The sequence below is a fragment of the Sphingomonas olei genome, assembly GCF_045369765.1.
GTDB classification, from domain to species: Bacteria; Pseudomonadota; Alphaproteobacteria; order Sphingomonadales; family Sphingomonadaceae; genus Sphingomonas; species Sphingomonas panaciterrae.
In genome coordinates, this window is sequence record NZ_JBIQEU010000014.1 from 66396 (window position 1) to 73142 (window position 6747).

Genomic DNA, 6747 nt, shown 5'->3' on the forward strand with positions numbered 1-6747 from the left:
GCCCGCTACCGCCGGTTCGGGGACTATGGCAGAGGATCATCAAGCTTTTCTGACGATCCCGCCCGGGCCACACCAAGCCATCGCTTTGACGGGTGGAGGGCGTTCTTACCAGCGCCATCGGCTGCTTTCGGCAGCATCGGACGTTCAATCGTTCGAAAGGCATGACCGATTGTGGTCGGCACGAGCCCCAGACCCACTCCTTCGAATCCTCTTCGGTAAGCGTTCTGCAGGTGGCCAAAGTGGCCATAGGAGAACGATCATGGAGATGTCTGAAACTGAACTCACCGCCACCAAACGCCAGGTCTGGAATGCCGGAAGGACCGTAGGCGCAAAGCGGGCTCTGAAGCCGAAGCAGATTTGGGAAATCCGCTTCTACCTCAACCAGCGCCGCCGCCTGCGAGATCGGGCGCTGTTCGACTTGGCGATCGACAGCAAGCTTCGGGGCTGCGACCTGGTGCAAATGAAGATCGGCGACCTTGTCAGCGGTGGGTAAATCCGAACGCGGGCGATCGTCATGCAGCAGAAGACAGGCCGGCCCGTTCAATTCGAACTGCTGCCAGATGCTCGGGCCAGCCTGCTGGCATGGCTCGAACGCCGGGGCGGCACGGTGGACGACTATGTTTTTCCAAGCCGGGTTGATCACAATGGGCACCTGAGCACACGGCAGTACGCTCGGCTTGTCGACGAATGGGTAACAGGTGTCGGCCTTATGCGAAGCGAGTATGGCACCCACTCGCTTCGGCGAACGAAGGCATCGATCATCTACAGGGCGACCGGAAATCTGCGGGCTGTCCAGATTCTACTCGGCCACAGCAAGATTGAGAACACGGTGCGCTATCTCGGAATCGATGTGGAGGACGCGCTTGCCCTTGCCGAAAACACTGAGATCTGAACCTACTGGCGCCCGTGCCCGGGCGAGCCAAGCACGGGCGCTGGGACAAAGCCGCCATGTTGTGTGCCCGACGCGAGCGGCAGCTCCCGATAAAAGCAGACATCTGTCAACAAAACCGCTGTTTGTGAACACCTGCTGGTGCTAAGTCCCTACAAGCGCGGCTGTCTTAAAGAGTGTATGCCAATAGCACCTTTGTCCAGAAAACGACCGGGGCTGTTGAAAATGTGCCGCTGGTAGCCGGGTCCGGTTGGGGGCGGAATGACACCCCAAAGCATAGTGATCCCGTCTCGCATGGGATCGAATAATGGGACGGCTTATTCTTCGAAAATAGCGCGCCGTGAGACAAAGCCGTCACTCGCTGGTCCGATGCAGCAGGGCAGCTTTTGGCGGTCTTCAGGCAACAAGGCTGACCTCCACCTCGCTCCCCAATGCCTGCCGCATGACTGTGCTTACCCGAGCGGCGCTGACCAGTTCACGCGCCGGCTTGCCGATCAGATATCCTTGGATTGCAGAGCAACCCTCGCGCGCCGCGATGCGGAGCTGAACCGGCTCCTCGATCCCTTCAGCAAGCACCGGAATGTCGAGCGTAGTGCCGAGCGCCACGACCGAACGCAGCAAGGCTCTGGCCTGCGTGTCGTCGGCGATACCGGTAACGAACGACTTGTCGAGTTTGATACGATCAAACGAGAAGGAGCGCAGCACGTCGAGCGAGGAATACCCAACTCCGAAGTCGTCAAGCGCAAGACCGCAGCCCATCGCCTTCAGTTCGCGAAGATGATCGAGCGCATAATGTCGATCATGGATGATGGCGCTCTCCGTCAGTTCCAGCGTCAGCCGTTCCGGGGCAAGCCCGCTCACCGCCAAAGTTTGGCGGACGGTTTCGACCAACTCGGGATCGGACAGGTGCAACGGCGACAGGTTGACGGCGATTGGATGGCGATTGGGCCAAAGCGCTGCCTCGAAACAGGCCTGGCGGATGATCCACCGGCTGAGCGGGATGATCTCGCCGATCTCCTCCGCCAGCGGGATGAACGCCGCCGGCGAAATCAGTCCTTTGGTTGGATGGCGCCAACGCACCAGCACTTCGTAGCCGCTGATCTCGCCGCTACCGATCGAGGCCTGCACTTGATAGTGCAGTTCGAATTCCTCGTTGGCAACGGCGTCTCGCAGTTCGTTCGCCAGCTCGCGCCGGCCGCGCACCGCCTCATCCATGGACGGATCGTAGAAGCAAGGCCGCTTCGATCGTTCGCCCTTGGCGCGGTACATTGCCAGGTCGGCACGAGCGAGCAGCGTATCGGCGTCCACACCGTCATGAGGGGCCAGTGCGATGCCGATATTGGCGCCGATCGATGCCGAGAAGCGTTCGAACGTGAGGCGCTCGGCAAATACGCCGGTAAGCCGGTCGAGGAAATCGGTCAATTCGTCGGGGTGGCCGTAGGAGATCAGGCCGCCGAACTCGTCACCGCCCAGGCGCGCAATGCACTCGCCGGGCCGCAGTATCTCCTGCATGCGCGATGCCAGCACTACCAGTACCTGATCGCCGGCCTGATGACCGTAGGTGTCGTTTACGGCTTTGAAGCGTGACAGGTCGAGGATCACCACTGCCATGAGCGGCGTACCGTCCTTACGCGCAAGGCGGCTCGCCAGATCTTCCCCGAAGCACAGCCGGTTCGGCAAGTCCGTGAGGCCGTCATGGAGCGCCATGCGACGAAGTCGGCCATAGCTGTCGCTCTGGGTCTGCCCATCGATAAGCGCGCTGATTGCAGCGCAGCCGACGAACAGCAGGGCGGCAAATGTCGTCGCGGCCGCCAGCGCCGTCATGGTGGTGTGTGACAGGCCCTGTTCTGGATGCAGAGACAAGGTGCGGACCACCATCGCGGCCATGCCGGTGAAATGCAGGGTCGCTACCGCGAGCCCAAGGAGCAACCCTGCTGCGATGCGTGCAGGAAGCCCACGCGTCCGAGCAGCCTTGAAGGCGAGCGCTCCAAGGAGGACGGACAGAATGACGGAAGCAATGACATAGCCCCAGCGCCACTCGACGATGCCGTCCATCCGGTAAGCTGCCATGCCAGTGTAATGCATGGCTGATATCGCAAGTCCGATGACGGCGCCGCCCACAGGCGCCAGGCCACGTCGGCGACTGGCTGCGATCGTCAATCCCGGTGCCGTAAACAGGATAGCGATGCCGAGTGATACCAGCGTCAGGGTGATGTCGAGCCTGACCGGCACACCTGTCCGGAACGCCATCATCGCCACGAAATGCGTGCACCACACCATGGTGCCGGTGCCGACCGACGCCAGCGCGATCCAGCCTGCCCGGCCTTCGCCCTTGGCACTCACGATACGCGCAAAAAGCTGCATCGTCGCGGCCGAACCGATGACGCATACGAGCACGGCGACTGCGACGAGGCGCAGATCATGCTCCTGAGCCAAACAGGTAGCGACCTCCATCATGCGGCGAGACCGTTCCTGAAATCGGCACGCCGCTCGATCGCATCCGCCGCCTGGCGGGCGAGCCCTATTAGATAGGATCGCTGGTCACGCGATGCAGGCGGGCGTGCCACGGTGTCGACCACGCAAAGCATGCCTATGTCGATGTCATGCGTGAGTGTCAGGGGCGCGCCGAGATAATAGCGGACATGTGGCTCGCTCGTAACGCAAGGCAGCGTTCGAAAGAACGGGTCGGCCAGCGCATCGCAGACTTCCAGTAGATCGTCCTGATCGACGGCGTAATGGCAGAACCCGTCTTTGCGGGGCAGGCACTCCATATCAAGTCCGGTACTCGCTTTGACCAGCATCTGTTGATCGTGCAGGACGGTCAGCAGCGAGATCGGTGCCGCGAACGCGCTGGCGGCCTGCGCGACGAAGCGATCGAGGCCGGGTTCCGCAGGAGTGCCGAGCACCCCTAGGTGGCGGACGGCACGCGACCGCGATCGTTCACGCAGCATCTTCCACAACATCAGGATGTCCGATCCACCTCAAATGCTTACGCTTCGCAAAAAACTATTAAAGATAACTTTATGACGTATCAGCCGTTGCGGTTTCCCAACGGCCGGCATGAGATAAATTCAGGGGCGGCGTTTTATTGAGAGGGAGCGTCCGGCAAAACTGATCGGATGACTGGCTTTGGTCGGCACCTGCCGTCCCGAACAGGAACGGCCAGCCGAGGTTGCCTCCGTCTCGATATCGATGGTGAAATGGGAACGCCGCCAGCTTAGCCAGCGGGTATGTCATAGACGGCCACACCCTCGTTCAGCTCTTGGACGCGGGCCACGACATTGCCCTCCGGCGTCACGATTGCACTACATCCCCAGCTCATGAGATTGCCCGAGGTGCCGGTTACATCGGATGATGCCACCCAGCACCCTGTCTGGCGGGCGCGGTCAATTAGGTTCGCGACGCTCTTCTCCCGCCAGCGATCGGCCGTTTCGGATCGCAGCATATTGTTCAATGGGTATAGGATCAGTCGCGCGCCGTGATCTGCTACGCGCTGGGCCGCGTCGGGATGATTGGCGTCGTTGCAGATGTTCACGCCATACCGGACACCCGATCGCAGGAACGTTGGGAAGTCACTACCAGCGGTCACGCTCGGCTCGTTGGGATGCGCCTTTGCATACCGGCCGACAACCTGACCCGCTTCAATGACGAACGCGCTGTTGAAGACCTGCCCGTCCACTAGGTCGAACGCTCCAACCACGAGCATCGCGCGAAACGCCGCCACCCGCTCACACAAGGCAGCGATAGCGGACGTGCTTTGGCTTGCGCGCGACTGGATCGTCTCCGGGTCGTAGGAGTGGCCGAGCAGAAACGCCTCCGGGAAGACGGTGAGATCGACACCTTCCCGATCGGCCCAGCGAAGTCGATCCACGATCACGTCACCGGCGCGGCGCGCGTCATCAAGGATCGAGGAGCATTGAAAAACGGCGATACGCATCGATGGCAGCTTTGCCCTCAACCTCGCATTCCCGCAAACGAACCTCCAACGGGACGACCGGCACCGACATAAATATCCGCTGTATCCCTGCCGGGGCTTTCCCAAAATATGTTCCCGAAATATGAGTCTCGAAATTCGCTGTTTGAGATGGGATAACGGGACTCATGCTGGTTGGTTATGCGCGTGTCTCGACCGCCGATCAGGACCTGACGTTACAAACCGATGCGCTGACCAAGGCCGGGTGCGAGAAGCTGTTCACCGACAAGGTGAGTGGCGCGAAGTTGAAACGTCCCGGTCTGACCGAAGCTCTCAATTTCGTGCGGGCGGGCGATACGCTGGTGATATGGAAGCTCGATCGCCTTGGCCGATCGATCGGGGGCCTGATCGAACTGGCGGCCGACCTGTCCGCTCGCAAGATTGATTTCCGATCGCTGACGGTCGGGTTCGACACGGCCACCCCATCGGGCCGGCTGCTGTTCCATATCCTCGCTTCCGTCGCAGAGATGGAGCGCGAACTGATAAAGGAACGGACGATCGCCGGTTTGGCAGCGGCACGGGCAAAGGGCGGCACGGGTGGAGGCCGCAAGTCCGTAATGACGCCCGACATGCTCGATACCGCCCGCAAGCTGCTCAAGGCCGGCGACAAACCGGCGAAGGTCGCGAAGCTGTTACAGGTCGGCCGTTCTACCTTCTATCGCCACTTCCCTGCGGCCGAGCGCGAACCTGGCTAACTGGCGTCAGAAGATCGTAGCGTAGTAGGATTGCTCGAACCGGCCCCGGCTGATCCGGGCCATGTGGTCGATCCGTTCCGGCACCGGGGGCGGGCGGCGGGTCCGTGCCGGTCGTGCGTCAGGGCGGGCCAATAGCACGAGATTGGCAATGGCCGCGCCCAACAGAAACTCTTCCTCGGCACCGCGCAGGCCGCGAAGGTGCAAACGGGTTAGCCCCCGCTTACCCTTGGCATCGGCAAACACCCGCTCGACGCCCCGACGCAGCCGCATCGACCGCTTGAATAGCGGCGTCTGCATCTCGCCGCGCACCAGCTCACGCACGTCCTCATGTTCGCTGTGCGTAACCGACCTGTTGCTGCCTGCGGTGCATTTCCGTTTGAGGTAACAGGCGCGGCAATCGGCAGGACTGGCGCTGTATCGGAGGAAGCCGGCCCGACGATCGGCACCGCGAAAGGGCAGTATCTTCCCAGCGGGGCAGACATAGCGGCCCTGCTCCCGCTCATAGCGGAAGGCTTCGCGGGGGAATTTGCCCTTGGTCTGCTCGGAGCGTTCCAGCACTGGGATATGCGGGATGGTGCCGCGATCGGTGACAAACGCCAGGAACGCGGCGCTACCATAGGCGGTGTCGGCCGCGACACGCTTTGGCCGGTAGCCGAACCGATCGTCGGCCCGTGCCAGCATGGTCCGCCCCGCATCGACTTCTGCCGCGAAGCGGGCGGGACTGGCCTCCACGTCGATCGCCCCCCCTCCCGGCGTGTCGATCAGGACATTCAGGGCATAGCCGAACCGGCCCCGAGCCGTGCGCGCAGACCACGCCGACGCCGGATCGGTGCGTGACACCTCGGCCGGCTTGCCACGCGGCACCCCATGTTCCTGCGGTGGAGCATTGGCCTGATCCGCCAGCCATTCACAAACCGGGCGGGGAAGCCGAGGCGCGGCCATGTCGGCGTCCCGCATCTTGCGCTGCCAGCTTGCATCGGCTGCGACGAACGATGCGTCGATTGCGGCATCCTTGTGGGCAATCAGCCCCGCGTCGGCGCAGCGCCGCACAGTCTGCTCGAACAGGATGCGGAAGATGCCGGCATCGCGGAAGCGGCCATGCCGGTTCTTGCTTGTGGATCGGCGTGGAAAAGGGACCCCGGTAGCGGGGTGATCGGCGTCGAAAAGGGACCCCTCATCCCGTTGGTCTA

At 62.1% G+C, this 6747-nt stretch carries 5 protein-coding genes and 1 pseudogene; 2 read left to right on the forward strand and 4 right to left on the reverse strand.

All coding sequences use genetic code 11. The annotated features are described in order from the left end of the window. The first annotated feature begins 259 nt into the window (after positions 1 to 259). Positions 260 to 892 (forward strand): annotated as a pseudogene (locus ACH0BU_RS13955) (tyrosine-type recombinase/integrase). 393 nt (positions 893 to 1285) lie between these two features. On the opposite strand, the gene ACH0BU_RS13960 reads toward ACH0BU_RS13955, so the two are convergent. From ACH0BU_RS13960 to ACH0BU_RS13970, 3 genes are all read right to left on the reverse strand, one after another. After that, the gene (locus tag ACH0BU_RS13960) at positions 1286 to 3346 is read right to left on the reverse strand and encodes a putative bifunctional diguanylate cyclase/phosphodiesterase (protein ID WP_170170974.1); all 2061 of its coding nucleotides are present in this window, start codon (positions 3344 to 3346) and stop codon (positions 1286 to 1288) included. Next, complete coding sequence (locus tag ACH0BU_RS13965; RefSeq protein WP_170170973.1) at positions 3343 to 3852, reverse strand: GAF domain-containing protein; 510 nt, start codon at positions 3850 to 3852, stop codon at positions 3343 to 3345. The genes ACH0BU_RS13960 and ACH0BU_RS13965 overlap by 4 nt, the downstream gene beginning before the upstream one ends. Before the next feature lie 254 nt (positions 3853 to 4106). After that, entirely contained in the window at positions 4107 to 4826 is a 720-nt protein-coding gene (locus tag ACH0BU_RS13970; RefSeq protein WP_500264200.1) for a carbon-nitrogen hydrolase family protein, read from the reverse strand. Positions 4827 to 4990: 164 nt separating this feature from the next. Here ACH0BU_RS13970 and ACH0BU_RS13975 point away from each other — a divergent pair, with 164 nt between their 5' ends. Further along, positions 4991 to 5557: a recombinase family protein gene (locus tag ACH0BU_RS13975; RefSeq protein WP_500264201.1), complete on the forward strand. Its 567-nt coding sequence runs from the start codon at positions 4991 to 4993 to the stop codon at positions 5555 to 5557. Between the two features lie 6 nt (positions 5558 to 5563). On the opposite strand, the gene ACH0BU_RS13980 is transcribed toward ACH0BU_RS13975, so the two are convergent. Then, positions 5564 to 6747 (reverse strand): transposase (locus tag ACH0BU_RS13980; protein ID WP_500264202.1); only part of this gene is annotated, 1184 nt, incomplete at its 5' end.